At 43.7% G+C, this 17,479-nt stretch carries 16 protein-coding genes; 5 read left to right on the forward strand and 11 right to left on the reverse strand.

Features of this window, described 5'->3' with window-relative positions:
* Positions 1-25 precede the first annotated feature (25 nt).
* From grxD to ompA, 5 genes are all read right to left on the reverse strand, one after another.
* The gene (gene grxD, locus ACO5E4_RS07225; protein WP_485862571.1) at positions 26-355 is read right to left on the reverse strand and encodes a Grx4 family monothiol glutaredoxin; all 330 of its coding nucleotides are present in this window, start codon (positions 353-355) and stop codon (positions 26-28) included.
* A 94-nt stretch (positions 356-449) separates the two neighbouring features.
* Positions 450-1,256 (reverse strand): TPM domain-containing protein, encoded by an 807-nt coding sequence (locus ACO5E4_RS07230; protein WP_485862572.1) that lies wholly within the window; start codon positions 1,254-1,256, stop codon positions 450-452.
* Positions 1,249-1,698, reverse strand: coding sequence for a TPM domain-containing protein (locus tag ACO5E4_RS07235; RefSeq protein WP_485862573.1), 450 nt, complete (start codon positions 1,696-1,698; stop codon positions 1,249-1,251). Before ACO5E4_RS07235 ends, ACO5E4_RS07230 begins: the two co-directional genes overlap by 8 nt.
* Before the next feature lie 20 nt (positions 1,699-1,718).
* Entirely contained in the window at positions 1,719-2,300 is a 582-nt protein-coding gene (locus ACO5E4_RS07240; RefSeq protein WP_485862574.1) for a LemA family protein, read from the reverse strand.
* Between the two features lie 102 nt (positions 2,301-2,402).
* Positions 2,403-3,440: a porin OmpA gene (gene ompA, locus ACO5E4_RS07245; protein WP_485862575.1), complete on the reverse strand. Its 1,038-nt coding sequence runs from the start codon at positions 3,438-3,440 to the stop codon at positions 2,403-2,405.
* A 433-nt stretch (positions 3,441-3,873) separates the two neighbouring features.
* On the opposite strand from ompA, the gene ydiJ reads away from it, so the two are divergent.
* Genes ydiJ through hemH form a run of 3 tightly spaced genes read left to right on the forward strand, consistent with a single transcriptional unit; the run spans position 3,874 to position 8,447 of the window.
* Complete coding sequence (gene ydiJ, locus ACO5E4_RS07250; RefSeq protein ID WP_485862576.1) at positions 3,874-6,963, forward strand: D-2-hydroxyglutarate dehydrogenase YdiJ; 3,090 nt, start codon at positions 3,874-3,876, stop codon at positions 6,961-6,963.
* A gap of 7 nt (positions 6,964-6,970) precedes the next feature.
* Positions 6,971-7,393 (forward strand): hotdog fold thioesterase, encoded by a 423-nt coding sequence (locus ACO5E4_RS07255; protein ID WP_485862577.1) that lies wholly within the window; start codon positions 6,971-6,973, stop codon positions 7,391-7,393.
* Positions 7,386-8,447, forward strand: a complete 1,062-nt coding sequence (hemH, locus tag ACO5E4_RS07260) for a ferrochelatase (protein ID WP_485862578.1) — start codon at positions 7,386-7,388, stop codon at positions 8,445-8,447. Before ACO5E4_RS07255 ends, hemH begins: the two co-directional genes overlap by 8 nt.
* Before the next feature lie 247 nt (positions 8,448-8,694).
* Here the strand turns inward: hemH and nagA are convergent, their stop codons facing one another.
* The 6 genes from nagA to ACO5E4_RS07290 form a co-directional block, all read right to left on the reverse strand.
* Entirely contained in the window at positions 8,695-9,840 is a 1,146-nt protein-coding gene (nagA, locus tag ACO5E4_RS07265) for an N-acetylglucosamine-6-phosphate deacetylase (RefSeq protein WP_485862579.1), read from the reverse strand.
* 53 nt (positions 9,841-9,893) lie between these two features.
* On the reverse strand, positions 9,894-10,697 hold the full coding sequence (gene nagB, locus ACO5E4_RS07270; protein ID WP_485862580.1) for a glucosamine-6-phosphate deaminase: 804 nt from the start codon (positions 10,695-10,697) through the stop codon (positions 9,894-9,896).
* Between the two features lie 147 nt (positions 10,698-10,844).
* Positions 10,845-11,723: an N-acetylneuraminate lyase gene (gene nanA, locus ACO5E4_RS07275; RefSeq protein WP_021615789.1), complete on the reverse strand. Its 879-nt coding sequence runs from the start codon at positions 11,721-11,723 to the stop codon at positions 10,845-10,847.
* Between the two features lie 13 nt (positions 11,724-11,736).
* A complete protein-coding gene (locus ACO5E4_RS07280; RefSeq protein WP_485862581.1) occupies positions 11,737-12,609 on the reverse strand; it encodes a MurR/RpiR family transcriptional regulator in 873 nt (290 codons plus the stop codon).
* An 8-nt stretch (positions 12,610-12,617) separates the two neighbouring features.
* A complete protein-coding gene (locus ACO5E4_RS07285; RefSeq protein ID WP_485862599.1) occupies positions 12,618-13,496 on the reverse strand; it encodes an N-acetylmannosamine kinase in 879 nt (292 codons plus the stop codon).
* Positions 13,497-13,512: 16 nt separating this feature from the next.
* A complete protein-coding gene (locus ACO5E4_RS07290; protein ID WP_485862582.1) occupies positions 13,513-14,214 on the reverse strand; it encodes an N-acetylmannosamine-6-phosphate 2-epimerase in 702 nt (233 codons plus the stop codon).
* A 246-nt stretch (positions 14,215-14,460) separates the two neighbouring features.
* Here ACO5E4_RS07290 and ACO5E4_RS07295 point away from each other — a divergent pair, with 246 nt between their 5' ends.
* Together ACO5E4_RS07295 and ACO5E4_RS07300 are read left to right on the forward strand one after the other, a co-directional pair.
* Complete coding sequence (locus ACO5E4_RS07295) at positions 14,461-15,447, forward strand: sialic acid TRAP transporter substrate-binding protein SiaP (protein WP_485862583.1); 987 nt, start codon at positions 14,461-14,463, stop codon at positions 15,445-15,447.
* A 69-nt stretch (positions 15,448-15,516) separates the two neighbouring features.
* A complete protein-coding gene (locus ACO5E4_RS07300) occupies positions 15,517-17,367 on the forward strand; it encodes a TRAP transporter large permease subunit (protein ID WP_485862584.1) in 1,851 nt (616 codons plus the stop codon).
* The last annotated feature ends 112 nt before the right edge of the window (positions 17,368-17,479 follow it).

Genomic DNA, 17,479 nt, shown 5'->3' on the forward strand with positions numbered 1-17,479 from the left:
AGTGCGGTTGTATTGAAAAACGTTTTTACGCTTGCGGATGTCTTGCAGCGACTTCTTCTAATAAGGTTTTAAGCTCACCTTGTTGGAACATTTCCAATACGATGTCACAACCACCGACAAGTTCGCCTTCTACCCATAATTGTGGGAATGTCGGCCAATTGGCGTAAGCCGGTAACTCGGCACGAATATCCGGATGTTGCAAAATATCTACATAACCGAAGGGGACGCCACAGTTAATTAAGGCTTCCACCGCACGCGCAGAGAAACCGCAAGAAGGGAATTTTGGCGAGCCTTTCATATAAATCAGAATTGGGTTTTCGCTAATCTGTTTTTTGATTTTATCTAACGTTTCCATAATGTTCCTTGTATTCATTGAATGAGAAAACGCACGCATTGTATCACAAACCCAAGTTGCTACAAATAAAAGGCGAATGTTTTCACTGCGTTATTTACCAGCTTCCGCCGGCACCACCGCCGTCAAAACCACCTCCACCGAATCCGCCACCGGAACCACCGCCGAAACCACCTCCGCCAAAGCCACTACCGAAACCACCGTCATCTCTGCCGTTACGATGACGATCTGACATGGATTTTCGCAAGACATCATTCAGCACATGATTATTGGTTGGCGAGACATAAGGTCGGCGACTGTTTATTTCCGCCATCACGACAATCAAAATAAACAGCGTGAGTATGATAAAGGGCACAACATCCCCGAAATCATTCTCTTCTTCCACTTGTGCCGCAAATTCGCCTTTGGTGGCAGCAATAATGTAATCCAAACCGTTATCAATGCCTTGGGCATATTGCTCGTTGCGGAAATAAGGGCGAATTTGGTTACGAATAATTTGTGATGCAAGGGCATCGGTCAACACGCCTTGCAACCCTTGTCCCACCGCAATGAACAATTTGCGATCCTCTTTGGCGATAAGCAACAACACACCGTTATTCAGATTTTTCCGCCCGATCCCCCATTTATCGCCCAATTCAAAGGCATATTGAGAAACCTCATATTCACCGGTCGTTGGCACAATCACCACCGCAATTTGCGAACTGGTTTCTTTGCCATAGGCTGCTAACTTCGCTTCTAATGCGTCCAACTCTTTTGCTGATAACGTTTTCGTGTAGTCATTCACATAACGGAAAGGCTTTGGAGAATCGGGGAAGGTAACAGCAGAAACTGCCGTTGCCATAAAAATACCGAGAAAAATGACCGCACTTTTTAAGCTCAATAAACCCAATACGCGCTTAATCATGAATGATCACCTCGTTATCCAGTTCATTTTGATCGTCTGGTTGAACCGGAAAATGCCGAATCAACTGCTCACCGATTTGCTGCATTGAAACCAAAATACCTTCCGTATATTGCTTTTGTTTAAAATGCGTAATCATGCGGGCACATTCTGTTTGCCAAAAGTCATCACCCACATACTGGTGAATACCGAGGTCCCCGATAATCGCGCATTGACGATCATCATAGGCAATATAAATCAACACGCCATTACGCGCCTCTGTTTGGTGCATTTCAAGTTGTGAAAAAACGACTAAAGCACGTTGGTAAGCAGAAAGTGCGGTCGGTTTTGATGGTATTTTTCGTTCGATAAAAATCCGAAACTCGGCGGAGGTTTGTCGCTCAAGGCGGGTAATCGCCGCCTCGAGCTGTTTTTTATCTATCGGGATTTTTGCAAATAATGGCATGGCGCCACCTTGTTGTCCGTTTAGTTAAAATTCACTGTCGGCGCATTTTCAGCACCAGCAACAGATTTGAAATAAGGTTTTTCTTTGAAACCCAAAATCATCGCCACCACTTTGGTTGGGAAAGTACGAATTTTTTGGTTGTATTCACGCGCTGCTTCATTGAATTTATTACGCGCGACGTTAATGCGATTTTCGGTGCCTTCTAATTGTGCTTGTAAGTTCATAAAGCCTTCGTTTGCACGCAATTCAGGATAATTCTCTACGCTGACCAATAAACGAGACAAGGCTGAACCTACTTCATTTTGGCTTTGTTGGAATTGGGTTAATTGTTCTTCCGTTAAATTAGACGGATCTATTTTGGTTTGCGTTGCTTTGGCACGCGCTTCAACAACACCGGTCAAGGTTTCTTTTTCAAAGTTTGCCTGGCCTTTTACGGTATTCACTAAATTCGGGATCAAATCAGAACGACGTTGATAAGTCGATTCTACATTTGCCCACACAGAATTAATTTGTTCTTCCGCGGCAACCAAGCCGTTATAACTTGGAATTAAGGTCATGGCCGCAACAACGGCAACAATAATCAGAACAAGCCATTTTTTCATTTTTTTCCCTTACAATCATTAAACTTAGCTAAAAAACAAAAGACCTAAACATAGGTTTAGGTCTTTTTTATCTTTATCTGAAAATAATTAACAAAATGCTAATTATTTAGTACCGCTAACTGCGATTTCTACGCGACGGTCATCAGCTAAGCAAGCGATAAGCGCTTTACGGCCTTTAACTGCGTCACATTTGTTACCAGTAACCGGGTTTGCTTTACCGTAACCGGTTGCAGAAATAGCGTTTTGAGAAACACCTTTAGCAACTAAGTAGTTAGCTACAGTTTCAGCACGTTTTTGAGATAATTTTTGGTTGTAAGCGTCAGAACCGATACGGTCTGTGTAACCTGCAACTTTAACGTTTGCACCTTTAACTTGTGCGATTTCGCCGTAGATACCATCTAACACGCCTTGTGCTTGTGGTTTTAAGTCAGCTTTGCCGAATGCGAAAGTTACATCAGAGTTTAAGTTGAAAGTTTTGTTTACAACTTCAGGCGCGACAACTGGTGCACCTTGACCGAAACGGTAAGATAAACCTAAAGATACAGAGCCGATATCTGGAGAGTAACGAACATCTGAGTCAACACCAGCTTTTCTTTGAGCTTTGCCTAAATTACCTACACGGCTCACCCATTGATATTCAGCACGTAATGCTAATTCAGGAAGAATTGCATACTCAACACCTGCTGCGAATACCGGAGATACTTTTAAGTTGTGGTATTTCTCAACATCATTACCAGCGCCAAGTTTATAATCGCTACGGATTAATGCTGCACCAACACGACCATATACATCTAAGTCTGCTAATACCGGGTAGCTACCTTTAAGTGCTAAAGTAGTTCCGTGTGCAGTGTGTCTAAAATCTTGTTCACCGTTGGTTTTAGCTTTAGCACGACCGAAATATTCGTAACCCGCTTCAACAGCTAAGTTATCAGTGATTTGATAACCACCGAACACACCGTAAGCTTCAGAATTACGGCTAACTGTTTGACCTGGTTCATCTTTAAATTGGTTAAGACCGTGATGTACAGATGCCCAACCAGCTTTTGCGCCGGCATAGAAAGTGTCAGCTTGTGGAGCTGCTTGTGCTACTGTTGCTGCTGCTAAACCAGCGATAGCTAATGCGATTGCAGTTTTTTTCATTTTGATGATCCTCTTTAATTTAGTCATCTATTTTAAAACAAGTATCAGCTGATATAGCTGAAAACCGACACAAGAACTTGTGTCACCTTCATCTTAAACCGTTTACCTCTAAAAGTGAAATTTTTTACAATTTCCAGCTTAAGATGTTGTTTCAAATAGGATTGAAGTTTTCCTATTTCTTTTGATGAGAAATATCCAACTCCCCTCAAAAGTTGCGGCATTATCCTACTGAAATAACATAAAATCAAACAAATAGACTTCTTTTTGCTTAAATTTTAAGCAATTAAACATTCTTTTTGTCTATTTTGCAACCCCATCTCAGTATTTCTTCAATAAATTTAATATTTATCAAATGATTTTCTATGTTAAACTTTGGCTACTTTTTACTCCACCTAATCCCAAACAAACATTAACCAATATAGAGTGGTGCAACATGCTACCCCGCTTAACAAAAATCCCTCAACTTTCTCCATTAGTCAGTGATTATTTAGATGCGCTCCGATTGCAACATTTTGAAGGGGACATTGCCTCAAACTATGCTGATCGTCTTAGCCTCGCCACCGACAACAGCGTTTACCAACAGCTTCCGCAAGCGATTTTATTTCCGAAAAGCATTGCCGATGTGGTTCGTCTAACAAAACTCGCACAACAGGAAAAATACATTTCGCTGACGTTTACACCACGTGGTGGCGGCACCGGTACGAACGGGCAATCCATTAATAACAACATTATTGTTGATCTCTCTCGCCACATGACAAAGATTTTAGAACTCAACGTAAAAGAACGTTGGGTGCGCGTGCAAGCCGGCGTGGTGAAAGATCAGCTTAATCAATTTCTAAAGCCGCACGGTTTATTTTTCTCGCCGGAGCTCTCCACCAGTAACCGCGCCACCTTAGGCGGGATGATCAATACCGATGCATCTGGACAAGGATCTTTACAATACGGGAAAACCTCCGACCACGTGCTCGGTTTACGCGCCGTACTCATCAATGGCGAAATTTTAGAGACAAGTGCGGTCAAATCTGACGACGTTTTTCGCTATACAGAAGAAAGCTCTCTCTCTGCCAACGTGAAAAAAATCCATCAAGCGATTTTTCAACGTTGCAAAGACAACCGCGCACAAATTCTGAATGATTTACCCCAATTGAACCGTTTTCTGACCGGTTACGATTTAAAAAACGTGTTTAACGATGATTTAAGCGAATTCAATTTAACCCGCATTTTGACAGGTTCTGAAGGCTCACTTGCTTTTATTTGCGAAGCCACGTTGGATTTAATGCCGCTGCCACAACATCGCACATTAATTAACATTAAATACAATTCTTTTGATGCGGCATTGCGCAACGCGCCTTTTATGGTTAAAGCCAATGCACTTTCCGTAGAAACCGTGGATTCCAAAGTGCTGAATTTGGCTAAACAAGACATTATTTGGCACTCTGTCAAAGAACTGTTAACAGAAGACGCACAACATCCGATTCTTGGCTTAAATATTGTGGAATATGCCGGCAATAATCAGGCATTAATTGAAAAACAAGTGGCGCAGTTATGTGCACAATTGGATCAAAAAATTGCCGAAGGTAAAGATCATATTATCGGTTATCAAGTTTGCGATCATTTGCCGTCCATTGAACGTATTTATGCCATGCGGAAAAAAGCCGTAGGGTTACTTGGCAATGCAAAAGGCGCAGCAAAACCGATTCCTTTTGTGGAAGACACTTGTGTGCCGCCAGAAAATTTGGCGGATTACATTACCGAGTTTCGCGCTTTATTAGACAGCCATCATCTGCAATACGGCATGTTCGGCCATGTGGACGCAGGCGTGTTGCATGTTCGTCCTGCGTTGGATTTATGCGATCAAGCGCAAGTGAAATTATTCAAACAGATTTCCGACGAGGTGGCAGAACTCACCCGCAAATACGGCGGTTTAATTTGGGGGGAACATGGCAAAGGAATGCGTTCGCAATACGGCGAAAAATTCTTTACCCCCGAATTATGGCGTGAATTACGTTACATCAAATTCTTATTTGACCCACAAAATCGCCTCAATCCTGGGAAAATCTGCACGCCATTAAACAGCGAACAAGAACTTTATTCTATTTTATCGCCAATGCGAGCCGACCTCGATCGCCAAATTCCCGTTCAAATGAAAGAAGAATTTATCGGCGCCATGAATTGTAACGGTAACGGGCTATGCTTTAACTTTGATGTCCACAGCACCATGTGTCCGTCAATGAAAGTGAGTAAAAATCGCGTTTTTTCACCGAAAGGCCGCGCTGCCATGGTGCGTGAATGGTTGCGTTTATTAGCGAACGAGCAAGTTACCCCGGCGCAATTGGATTTCAAACAGTCCACGGTAAAACTCACGGATATTGTGCATAAAATCCAAAACAGCTATCAAAAACGCCGTGGCGAATACGATTTTTCCCATGAAGTGAAAGCGGCAATGGATACTTGTCTGGCGTGTAAAGCTTGCGCCAGCCAATGCCCGATTAAAATCGACGTGCCGAGCTTCCGCGCGAAGTTCTTCCATTTTTACCACCAGCGTTATCTGCGCCCGATCAAAGATTATGTGGTGTCCAATGTGGAATACGTTGCGCCGCTAATGGCGAAACAAGCGAAGCTCTTCAATTATTTTACCGCGACTAAATTTAGTCAAAAAGTGGCAGAAAAATGTTTGGGCATGACGGATTTACCGTTACTCTCGACACCCAATCTGCAACAACAACTCATTCAACTTGGTCATCAAAACGCCTCATTAGCGCAATTAGAAAGTTTAAGTGCGGTGGAAAAACAACGTGTTTTGCTTATCGTACAAGATCCATTCACTTCTTATTATGATGCCAAAGTCGTTGCCGATTTTGTGGCGTTAACCCAAAAACTGGGCTTTAAGCCGGTAGTATTGCCATTTAAACCGAACGGCAAAGCACAACACATTAAGGGCTTTTTAACCCGTTTTGCAAAAACCGCAAAAAATCAGGCGGACTTCCTTAATCGTATAGCAAAACTGGGAATGCCTTTGGTCGGTGTGGATCCCGCCATTGTGTTGTCTTATCGAGATGAATATCAAGAAATTCTCGGTGCCGAACGCGGTGATTTCCACGTCCTCACAGCACACGAATGGCTGAAACAACAGCTGGATAACGGCACCTTGCTATTCGCGCAAAACACCGAAAAAAACGACCGCACTTTTGAGCCACATCAATGGTATTTATTCCCGCATTGTACGGAAATGACTGCGATGCCGAACAGCGCCAAAGAATGGCAACATATTTTTGCTGCCTTCGCCCAGCAGTTACACGTTGAAAGCGTAGGTTGTTGCGGAATGGCCGGGACATTCGGACATGAAACCCAGCATATCGATATGTCAAAAGCCATTTATGAAGCCTCATGGGAGAAGAAGTTGCAACATAAAGATCCGAACTTCTGCTTAGCCACCGGTTATTCCTGTCGTAGCCAAGTGAAGCGTTTTGCCCATTATCAGCCGAAACACCCTGTACAAGCCTTATTAACTTTATTGAAATAACAACACCATGAGCATTTGGAAAAAACACCTCACGCTACAACAACTAAATGACTTCTGCCAACACTGTGCCGTGGCACATTTAGGCATAGAATTTACCGCACAGGGCGATGATTGGCTGGAAGCCCGTATGCCGGTGGATCACCGCACTACTCAACCCATGGGATTTTTACACGGCGGCATTTCCGCAGCCCTTGCGGAAACCGTTGCTTCCACTGCCGGTTTTTGCTGTGTAGAAGAAAATCAGGCTGTCGTTGGTTTAGAGATCAATGCGAGCCATTTACGCCCGGTAAAACAAGGCTATGTTTGCGCTAAATCAAGCCCAATTCGTTTAGGCAAAAACGTTCAAGTTTGGCAAATTGACATTCGGGACGAGCAAGATAAACTATGCTGCGTTTCACGTTTAACTCTTTCTATTATTACACATGACTAATTTAAAAATCGGCGTCATTCTTGCCAATTTAGGTACGCCGGACTCACCAAGTCCTAAGGATATTTCCCGTTATTTGTGGCAATTTTTAACCGATCCCCGCGTGGTCGATTTGCCACGTTATAAATGGTATCCGTTGCTTAAAGCCATTATTTTGCCGTTACGTTCTAAACGCGTCGCCAAAAATTACCGTTCCATTTGGACCGAACAAGGTTCTCCGTTAATGATGTACACCGAACAACAAAAACAGGGCTTAATCGACTTTTTCCGACAACAGCAACTGGATGTGGAAATTGAAATCGGTATGACTTATGGCAATCCGTCCATGCCAAGTGCGGTGCAAAAATTAATAGATAAAAAAGTGGATCATATCATCGTACTCCCGCTCTATCCGCAATACAGCAGCAGTACAACCGGTGCCGTCTTCGATGCTTTTGCCGAGGCATTAAAACAACAACGCGGCATTGTGCCCTTTGATTTTATTCATTCTTATCCGCTCAACCAGCATTACATTTCCGCGCTGATTGATTCTTGCAAAGCACGGTTAAGCGAAGATGAGTTTTTACTGTTCTCCTTTCACGGCATTCCGTTGCGTTATGAAAACACCGGTGATTACTACCGCACTCATTGCCAACAAACTGCAGCGGCAGTGGCACAAGGGCTAGGCTTAAATGAAAAACAATGGGGCTTAACCTTCCAATCCCGTTTTGGTAAAGAAGAATGGTTACAGCCTTATACCGATGAGTTTTTGTCTAATGCTGCAGCACAGGGCATTAAGAAAGTGGCGGTGATTTGCCCAGGCTTTGCCGTGGATTGTTTAGAAACCTTGGAAGAAATTGCTGAGGAAAATAAAGACTATTTCATCACTAACGGTGGTGAAAGTTATCAATACATTCCGGCACTGAACGCTTCTCCGGCACATATCGAAACTTTAGGCAGATTAGTGATCAATCAAATGGCGAAAATGAAATGCAACAACTGCACTTCACCAAACATTGCCATTATTCCAACCATTACGGTGCCAACGTCAAACAACCTTAGCAGCCGTTGTCATTAAAAGAAAAAAGTGCGGTGGATTTTTGAGGTGTTAAAAACACTTGGAAAAACCACCGCACTTTTATTTTCAGGGCATTTGATGGCGCACGCTTCACAGCATGTGCCGATAATCCGTTGATATAAAAAGGCGAGCGTTAGGAAACGCGCGCCATCAAAAAAAACATGGTGAGCTTGACGAGTATCAAAATCGCACAGGGCGTTATTTATAAAATGCTGTCCTACCCATTAGACAACAAGCTCATACCTGATTAATTCGCTTTCCACTCGCCGTTCACAACGGTACCAATGACGTGGTAATCGCTCGTGAAGACCGCAAGGTTAGCGACCTTGCCTGCTTCAACGGAACCCAAACGGTCATCGACACCGATGGCGCGTGCCGGATAAAGGTTACTCATACGAATCGCTTCGGCAAGTGGAATCTCAACATATTCCACTGCATTTTTGATGGATTCCATCATGGTGATAGACGCCCCTGCGATGGTGCCGTTGCCGTCATAGCAACGTCCTTCTTTCACATAAATGGTTTTACCCACGAAGGTGAACGTTTCTAATTCAGGACCTGCGCCGGCTGCGGCGAGGGAGTCGGTAACGATACAAAGTTTGTCGCCTTTCACTTTTTTATCCAAACGCACATTGCCGAAATTCACATGCACGCCGTCCACGATAATGCCGGTGTAAACGTCAGAATCCAACACGGCACCAACCACGCCCATGGCGCGTCCAGAGCTAATGGGCGACATAGCATTGTGTAAGTGCGTGGCAAAAGTGGCACCTTTGTGGAAAGCTGCTTTTGCTACTTCATAACTGGCGTTTGAATGGCCGACTGACACAACAATGCCACTTTTCACAAAATCAGGCGTGTAGTTGATGGTCGGGTTTTCCGCGGCAATAGTGAGTTTCGTGATCACATCGGCGTTTTCACACAAGAAATCTTTCATTTCAGGTGAAATTTCACGGATATATTCCGGACGGTGTACGCCTTTTTTCTCTATGCTCAAATACGGCCCTTCAATATGCAAACCCAATGCTTGGTTTTTATGCTTATTCAAATAGTCACGCATAATTTTCACCGCACTTTTAATGCCCTCATCCGGCGCCGTAATAAAGGTTGGCAAAAAGCTGGTACAGCCGGATTTCAGGTTAGTCGCTTGCATGATTTCTAAGGTTTCTACACTGGTTTGGTCGTTGAACATCACGCCACCACAGCCGTTTAATTGCAAGTCAATAAAACCGGCAGTGAGGTTATGCCCTTGTAAATCAAGGGTCTTAATACCACTTTCCAATTCGCTTTGTGGAATCACTGCTTCAATGGTTTCGCCGTTAATCACCACGGCATAATCCCGTAGGATTTCGTATTTTGTGTAAATAACACAATTAATTAATGCATATTTCATTATCGTACCTTAAAAAAATAATCTAAAAATTCACCGCACTTTTGCGCTAAACATTACAACACGCTGTGAATGGCGTGACTTTCCAAGTCGGTGAAATATTTCACGGTTTTTACTTTCAGTTCTTGCAATGCCGGCTCATCACACACCAACACAAAATGGCGATGTAATTGCAAGGCGCTCACTGTCCACATGTGATTCACAGCCCCTTCAACCGCGGCTTGTACGGCTAACGCTTTCCCATGACCGGTGGCTAAAATCATCACTTCTTCTGCGTCTAATAACGTGCCGACACCAATGGTTAAAGCATATTTCGGCACTTTATTGACATCATTATCAAAAAAGCGGGAATTGGCGATGATCGTATCCGGTGTTAAGGTTTTAATACGAGTACGGGAGCTTAATGAAGACGCCGGTTCGTTGAAGGCAATATGTCCATCTACGCCAACGCCGCCCATAAATAAATGAATTTTGCCGTAGGATTGGATTTTTTCTTCGTAACGACGACATTCTGCATCATGATCGTCCGTATTGCCGTCTAAAATATTGATGTTTTGCGGCTGAATATCAATGTGATTGAAAAAATTGTTGTGCATGAAGCTGTGATAGCTTTCCGGATGTTCTTTCGGAAGCCCCACATATTCATCCATGTTGAATGTGACCACATGTTTAAAACTCACTTCACCGGCTTGGTTTAAGCGGATCAGTTCTTGGTAAGTTTTAAGTGGTGTTCCGCCGGTAGGTAAACCCAATACAAACGGGCGTTCTGCGGTGGGATGAAAACGATTGATTCTGTCGACAATATGACGTGCAGCCCAACGGCTAACTTGTTGTTCGTTATGTAGAGGGATGAGGCGCATAATAAACTTCCTTTAGGGCGACCGCACTTTACAATCATTTTGTCGAGGCAGGCATTATGCCTGTCCCATTTATGTCATAAAGCGCATTTAGGACAGGCATAACGCCTGTCCCTACACCAGAAAAGTGCGGTCTCTTTTTCCATTAAATTAGAGATATTTCGCTTTTAATTCTTTTGCTTTGGCTAATTGTGCTTCGGTCGCTTTTGCCGTCATGGGTTCACGACAATAACCGGCATCCACACCTTCCAATTTCAACAATTCTTTAATGGTTAAATACAAGCCATTTGCTAAGATACCTTCGATTAAATCATTGGTCACATGTTGAATTTCACGCGCTTCAGCCAGTTTGCCTTGTTTAGTCAAGTCAAAGATTTGTCTTGCACGAACACCGTTCACGTTAAATGTACTGCCGATAGCACCATCCACACCTAAAGCCACCGCCGGCAGCATCATTTCATCGAAGCCCGCCCAAATTAAGTGGTTTGGATAGGCTTTTTGTAAACGTTCTAATAAATAGAAATCACCTGCTGTGAATTTCACGCCAAGCACTTTCGGGTTTTTGTAAAGTTCACCGAATTGTTCCACGCCCATATTCACACCGGTTAAAAACGGAATGGAGTACACGATCATGTTATTGCCGGTTTCCGCAATGATGGTGTCATAGTAGTGTTTGATTTCAGGGAAGCTGAATTTGTAGTAGAACGGGGTGACCGCAGAAAGACAGTCATAGCCTAATTCGGTGGCGTATTTACCTAATTCCACCGCTTCGTGTAAATTCACGCTACCCACTTGGGCGATTAACGCCACTTGGTCTTTCGCTTCATCTTTTGCAATACGGAAGATTTGTTTTTTCTCTTCGGTAGAAAGCATGAAGTTTTCACCGGTGGATCCGCCGACATACAAACCATTAACTTTCATTTTGTCGATATTGTGGCGAATAATTTGGCGTAAGCCTTTTTCATTAATAGAGCCATCTTCGTTAAATGACACTAATAACGCACTGAAAATACCTTTTAAATCACGCATTGTTATCTCCTGTTTAGTATTTAATACGCTGTTCTAAAATCACATTAAGGGTTTTCTCTTTGGTCTTGATCGCTTTATCTTGCTCTGCTTGCACCAACAACGCATAAATTAAATCAAGAACGAATAATTGGGCAGTCTTGGTTCCGATTGAATCCCCTTGTAACTTACCTTGTTTATTGCCGTTGACCAACACAAAATCGGCATGTTCAGTCAAAGGCGAACGCATGCTGTGAGTCAATGCCACGGTGATTGCACCATTCTCTTTGGCAATTTTTAAGGCATGCGCGGTTTCTTGCGAATAGCCGGAATGGCTGATGCCAATCGCCACATCATTGCGTTGTAACAATGCTGCTTGCATATACATAAAGTGATTGTTACCGCTGGCATCGACCGGAATGCCGATGCGCATAAATTTATTTTTAGCATCTTCTGCTGTTACACCAGAGGTGCCAACGCCGAAGATAAAAACGCGATTCGCACGTCGAATGAAACTTACCACTAACTCCAGCTGATTTAGATCCAGCAAATCAATGGTTTCATCCATCACTGTATTAATCACAGACTGCAATTTACGGGCAATTTTCACCGGATCATCATCTGCTGTGACTTCCGTATCCAATAAGCTGTTATCTTTGCCTCCTTGCGTTTTCGCAACCTCAATAGAAAACGCTAATTTAAAATCGCTAAACCCACGAAAGCCTAAAGTACGACAAAAACGCACGAAGGTGGCCTCACCCACATCTAAGTAAGAAGCCAGTTCAGCCAAAGAGTGTCGCATGACGATATCCGGCGAGCGATTAATGGCGTCTGCGATTTTCTTCTCCGTTTTCGTTAAACTCTGGTACAAAGAGCTAATGGTATTCAGTACACTGCCGTTTTTTGCCATAAATGCTCCTAACAATTAATTTGAGTAAGTGCCCATGCGGCTGCGCCGATCAGTCCGGCATCTTGCCCTAATTGTGCAGCCCCTAGCGGACAACGGTAAATTTCCGGCATTTGCGCCAAATACTGTTTCACCAAAGGCAAATAGCCCTCAGCCAACCCAACGCTACCGCCAATGACCACCTGTTGCACGTCCATACCAATCACCAAATCCGCCACTAAATTGGCAATCGCGTTGGCTGAACGAGACACAAGTGCGGTGGCTTTTTCATCCATTTTTCTAAAACGGGCAAACGCTTCTTTGGGATCGCAAGGATCGTCCCATTGTTTGGAAACCGCTTCAATAGCGCGCCCTGAGGCAATGGCTTCCACGCAACCGATGCGACCACAACCGCACACCGGGCCATTGGGATCGGCGACAGTATGCCCAATATGACCGGCAATGCCGTTTGGTTCAGTGAGTAATTGACGGTTTAAAATTAATCCGCCACCAACACCGGTCGAGACAGTGATAAACGCAAAGTTTTGCAGATGCTTTTTATCTTGCCGTTGATATTCCGCATATGTCGCGGCTTGCGCATCATTTAATAAATACACGGGCTTTGAGGTATGCTGAGAAAGGCTTTGTTTTAAGGGGAAATACGCCAGTCCACCTAAATTTTTCGGATTAAGTGCGGTCAATATTCCTTTATTGATGATGCCTGTAGAGGCAACCGCAACATAATCAAATTGCCCCGCATAATCCGAAAGTAATTTTGCGAACGTTTGATGCATTGCCTCCGCCACATTTTGTTGTGGTGTGTGGATTTGTTGTCGTTGCGTCACTTGAGTGCCTGACACAATGGCTGAGGCGATTTTCGTTCCACCAATATCTAAGGCTAAACAACGCATCATTTTTTCCTCTTGATTATTTATTCGCAGATTTGACCGCACTTGAGAACCAGCTCACAATATGTTCTAAACGCGTTAAGGCTGAACCGACCGTCACAAAATCCGCACCGATTTCAATGGCTTTTCTCGCTAATTCCGGTGTGTTGTAACGGCCTTCTGCCATCACTTTGCAGCCTGCCGCTTTTAAATCTTTCACTAATTGATAGTCCGGTTCCTCCGGTACAGTGCCACCTGTGTAGCCTGACATGGTGCTGCCCACAATATCAAAGCCAAGTTTTTGGCAATACAGCCCTTCTTCTAAGTTAGAGCAATCCGCCATGGCAAGGCAGCCCATTTCATGAATTTTTTTGACCGCACTTTCAATGTCAACAGGACGCGGACGCTGTGTGCCATCCACGGCAATAATATCCGCACCGGCATGCGCTAAATCTTCAATGTCTTGTAAAAACGGCGTGATACGCACCGGACTGTCCGGCAAATCGCGTTTTACAATACCGATAATCGGTACATTAACGGTCGGTCGCGTGGCTTTCAAGTTATCCACGCCTTCAATACGCAGTCCAGCCGCCCCACCGATAACAGAAGCCTGCGCCATCGCAGCAACGATTTCCGGCTTATCCATCGGGCCATCATCAACCGGTTGGCAGGACGCAATCAAGCCATTTTGAATTTGGGCAAAAACCGCTTGGTGGGATAATTTGTGTTGAGTGAATGACATAAAAACTCCTCTTAATTTGCGGCTGCATTTGGCAGTCATTCTTGTCGCTAGGCATTATATGATAACAACACTTCATTTTAAAATATCTTTTTGAAGTGTTTTTCCAATGATGTGATCTACCTCTCATTTCTGAAATAAAACTTCAGAATCTATTTGAAAATGATTTTTTTACTTTAGAATGGAATCAAGTTGTAATCTAACTAGGTGTTTAACATCAATTAACTGACCATGACAGGAGTGTAACTTATGAAACTCGCTAAACTTTTTCTCGCCACCGCCATTGCACTAGGTGTCACGTCTGCTGCTCACGCCGCAGAGTACGATTTAAAATTCGGTATGAACGCCGGCACATCATCTAATGAATACAAAGCCGCTGAAATGTTTGCCAAAGAAGTGAAAGAAAAATCTAACGGCAAAATTGAAATTTCTCTTTATCCAAGTTCACAATTGGGTGACGACCGCGCCATGTTAAAACAACTCAAAGACGGTGCGTTAGACTTCACGTTTGCGGAATCCGCCCGTTTCCAATTGTTCTATCCTGAAGCCGCGGTATTTGCGTTACCTTACGTCATCAGTGACTACAGCGTGGCACAAAAAGCCTTATTCGACACCGCATTTGGTAAAGACTTAATCCAAAAAATGAATAAAGAATTAGGCTTAACATTATTGTCCCAAGCCTATAACGGTACACGCCAAACCACCTCTAACCGTGCCATCAACAGCATTGCTGACATGAAGGGCTTAAAATTACGCGTACCAAACGCGGCAACTAACTTGGCGTACGCAAAATATGTGGGTGCCGCTCCAACACCAATGGCATTCTCCGAAGTGTATTTAGCATTACAAACCAATTCCGTTGACGGTCAAGAAAACCCGTTGGCAACGGTTCAAGCACAAAAATTCTATGAAGTGCAAAAATACTTGGCAATGACCAACCACATTTTGAATGACCAACTTTATTTGGTGAGTAACGAAACCTTTGCAGACTTGCCGGCTGACTTACAAAAAGTCGTCAAAGATGCGGCTCAAAAAGCAGCAGAATACCACACCAAATTATTCGTTGACGGTGAAAAAGACTTAGTCGCTTTCTTTGAAAAACAAGGTGTCACCGTGACCCATCCGGATCTTGCGCCATTCAAAGAAGCCATGAAACCTTTCTATGCTGACTTTGTAAAACAAACCGGTGCAAAAGGCGAAGAAGCCCTCAAACAAATTCAAGCTATCAGCAAATAATACGCTTATTCGTGTGCCTGTTTCGGCAGGCACGCTTTTTCTCTCCTTTATTATTCAACGGAGTTGAATATGAAAATCTTTAATAAACTCGAAGAATGGATCGGTGGGGCATTATTCCTCGTGATATTCTGCATTCTTGTTTTGCAAATTCTGTTCAGACAAGCTTTCCACTCTCCACTCATTTGGAGTGAAGAACTTGCCAAATTGCTGTTCGTTTATGTCGGTATGCTCGGCATTAGCGTTGCCGTCAGAAAACAAGAGCACGTTTATATCGACTTCTTGACTAACTTAATGCCACCGGCAGTCAAAAAAATCACCAACACATTCGTACAAATCGTGATTTTCCTTGGGGTGATTTTCTTTATCCACTTTGGTATCAAAACCTATTTAGGTGCCAGCTTCCCGATTGATGCGTTAGGCGGTATTTCTGAAAAATGGATCTATGCCTCCTTACCAATCATTGCCGTATTAATGCTCGTTCGCTTCTTCCAAGCGCAAGCAGACAACTTCAAACAAAACAAAAGTTATTTGCCGGCAACCTTCTTTATCGTAAGTGCGGTCATTTTATTGGGCATTTTATTTGTTGCCCCTGACTGGTACAAAGTCTTCCGCGTTACCGACTATGTCAAGTTAGGCGCAAATGCCGTTTATGTAGCATTGCTTTTCTGGTTAGTGATCATGTTCTTGGGCGTACCGGTGGGCTGGTCATTATTTATCACGACCCTACTTTACTTCTCCATGACCCGTTGGAATGTGGTCAATGCAGCTTCTGATAAACTCACCATGAGTTTAAATAGCTTCCCGCTCCTTGCTGTGCCGTTCTATATTCTCACCGGCATTCTAATGAATACCGGCGGTATCACCGAACGTATCTTTAACTTCGCCAAAGCCTTACTTGGCCACTACACCGGCGGTATGGGGCACGTTAACATCGGTGCCAGCTTGTTATTCTCCGGGATGTCCGGTTCTGCACTTGCCGATGCAGGTGGATTAGGTCAATTAGAAATCAAAGCTATGCGTGATGCCGGCTATGATGATGACATCTGCGGCGGTATTACGGCAGCGTCTTGTATCATCGGCCCGTTAGTTCCGCCAAGCATTGCTATGATCATTTACGGTGTTATCGCCAATGAATCTATTGCAAAACTCTTTATTGCCGGCTTTGTGCCGGGCGTGTTGGTCACCATCGCCTTAATGGCAATGAACTACTATGTTTCCAAAAAACGAGGCTATCCAAGAACACCAAAAGCTTCTCGTGAAGAACTTTGCTCTTCATTCAAAAAAGCATTCTGGGCAATTTTAACCCCAATATTGATTATCGGTGGGATCTTCTCCGGTTTATTCAGCCCGACAGAATCTGCGGTGGTTGCTGCAACTTATTCTGTGATTATCGGTAAATTCGTCTATAAAGAATTAACCTTGAAAATGCTATTCAACAGCTGCGTAGAAGCCATGTCCATTACCGGTGTTGTGGCATTAATGATTATGACCGTCACCTTCTTTGGCGACATGATCGCCCGCGAACAAGTAGCAATGCGTATTGCCGATGTCTTCGTTGCGGTGGCGGATTCTCCATTAATGGTATTAGTCATGATCAATGCCTTGTTATTGTTCCTCGGTATGTTCATTGATGCCTTGGCATTGCAGTTCTTGGTATTGCCAATGCTCATTCCAATCGCGATGCAATTTGGGATCGATCTTGTGTTCTTCGGCGTTATGACAACCTTGAACATGATGATCGGCATCTTAACCCCACCGATGGGAATGGCGTTATTCGTGGTCGCACGTGTGGGTAACATGTCCGTGTCCACCGTGACGAAAGGTGTATTGCCGTTCTTAATCCCGATTTTCGTGACCTTGATGTTAATTACCATCTTCCCAAGTATCATCACATTCATCCCGAATTTGTTAATACCTTAGGACACTAAAAGTGCGGTTGCAAAACGCAGTAAATTTGAACCGCACTTTCTTACCCTACACATAAAAGACCTATTCTGCCGTTGACGAATAGCCCAAATCACTCCAAACGAGG

The sequence above is a fragment of the Aggregatibacter sp. genome (assembly GCF_057314075.1).

Coding starts and splice junctions, on each gene's coding strand:
- ACO5E4_RS07255 (WP_485862577.1), top strand. CDS start 6,971: ATGAGCATTTGGAAAAAACACCTCACGCTACAACAACTAAATGACTTC.
- ACO5E4_RS07285 (WP_485862599.1), bottom strand. CDS start 13,496: ATGCGTTGTTTAGCCTTAGATATTGGTGGAACGAAAATCGCCTCAGCC.
- ACO5E4_RS07240 (WP_485862574.1), bottom strand. CDS start 2,300: ATGAAAAAATGGCTTGTTCTGATTATTGTTGCCGTTGTTGCGGCCATG.
- grxD (WP_485862571.1), bottom strand. CDS start 355: ATGGAAACGTTAGATAAAATCAAAAAACAGATTAGCGAAAACCCAATT.
- ACO5E4_RS07290 (WP_485862582.1), bottom strand. CDS start 14,214: ATGTCATTCACTCAACACAAATTATCCCACCAAGCGGTTTTTGCCCAA.
- hemH (WP_485862578.1), top strand. CDS start 7,386: ATGACTAATTTAAAAATCGGCGTCATTCTTGCCAATTTAGGTACGCCG.
- ompA (WP_485862575.1), bottom strand. CDS start 3,440: ATGAAAAAAACTGCAATCGCATTAGCTATCGCTGGTTTAGCAGCAGCA.
- ACO5E4_RS07235 (WP_485862573.1), bottom strand. CDS start 1,698: ATGCCATTATTTGCAAAAATCCCGATAGATAAAAAACAGCTCGAGGCG.
- nanA (WP_021615789.1), bottom strand. CDS start 11,723: ATGCGTGATTTAAAAGGTATTTTCAGTGCGTTATTAGTGTCATTTAAC.
- nagA (WP_485862579.1), bottom strand. CDS start 9,840: ATGAAATATGCATTAATTAATTGTGTTATTTACACAAAATACGAAATC.
- ACO5E4_RS07280 (WP_485862581.1), bottom strand. CDS start 12,609: ATGGCAAAAAACGGCAGTGTACTGAATACCATTAGCTCTTTGTACCAG.
- ACO5E4_RS07300 (WP_485862584.1), top strand. CDS start 15,517: ATGAAAATCTTTAATAAACTCGAAGAATGGATCGGTGGGGCATTATTC.
- ACO5E4_RS07295 (WP_485862583.1), top strand. CDS start 14,461: ATGAAACTCGCTAAACTTTTTCTCGCCACCGCCATTGCACTAGGTGTC.
- nagB (WP_485862580.1), bottom strand. CDS start 10,697: ATGCGCCTCATCCCTCTACATAACGAACAACAAGTTAGCCGTTGGGCT.
- ACO5E4_RS07230 (WP_485862572.1), bottom strand. CDS start 1,256: ATGATTAAGCGCGTATTGGGTTTATTGAGCTTAAAAAGTGCGGTCATT.
- ydiJ (WP_485862576.1), top strand. CDS start 3,874: ATGCTACCCCGCTTAACAAAAATCCCTCAACTTTCTCCATTAGTCAGT.